This is a genomic window from Aeromonas sp. PrichA-15 (assembly GCF_017939245.1).
Classification (GTDB): Bacteria; Pseudomonadota; Gammaproteobacteria; order Enterobacterales; family Aeromonadaceae; genus Aeromonas; species Aeromonas caviae.
In genome coordinates this window covers 1-792 of record NZ_JAGKRH010000130.1, presented here as the reverse complement: position 1 = coordinate 792, position 792 = coordinate 1, and the positions used below count along the sequence as shown (strand labels likewise).

The window sequence follows — 792 nt, the reverse complement described above, 5'->3', positions numbered from 1 at the left end:
AATCTATGGTCACCCCCTTTTTTGCAACCTTGATTTCGGGTGTTGTGGTTGGCTTGCTTAAATCTATCCGGCGTCTTGATGGAGAATGTTCTCCGCGCCACGATGAGAATCGCGCCTGACTGTCCTAAAAAGACCCTCGGCCTAGAAAGCCTATTCTTTTGCCAGGTTATCAGTCAGGCCGGTATGCCGTTCACGTCATCCAATATCACAGTCGCAAAACCAGGTGGGTGTGTCAGTACAAAAGTAAATAGGGGCGCGTCAGGTTGGCATTGCCCGAAATTCGGTATGCCGTGCCGCCAGCGCCCAAGCCGTGCGGGCCAACTTGTTGGCTAGTGCACAAGCCACAACATTCGAATGTCGCCGAGTCAACATAGACCTGACCCAATCAGCCAATCGTCCCGTTTGCCGCTCTAGCCGTTGCATATAGGCTCGTGCACATTGCACCAACAATCGTCTAAGATTTTTGTCGCCACGCTTGCTGATACCCTTCAGGTTTGCCCGGCCCCCAGTACTGTACTGGCGTGGCACCAATCCGACTGACGCCGCGAAATCACGACTACATCGATAGTGTTTTCCGTCACCGAGCTCGGCGGCCAACACGCTGGCAGTGATCGGGCCGACACCAGGGATTGTCATCAGACGCTGACCAAGATCGTCATCGCCAAGCTGGCTGGCCAGTTCCTTGTCGATCTCGGCAATTTGCTGCTCCAGATACTTGAAATGGGCATGCAGCCTCTCCAACATGGTAATCAGTCGCGCTGGTAACTCGTGTTCAGCCATCACAGAAGGCAG

1 pseudogene is annotated in these 792 nt (G+C 53.9%); it reads right to left on the bottom strand.

The features are described from left to right. Positions 1 to 258: 258 nt before the first annotated feature. Positions 259 to 792 (bottom strand): annotated as a pseudogene (locus J9889_RS15900) (IS110-like element ISAeca3 family transposase); the annotation flags it as partial.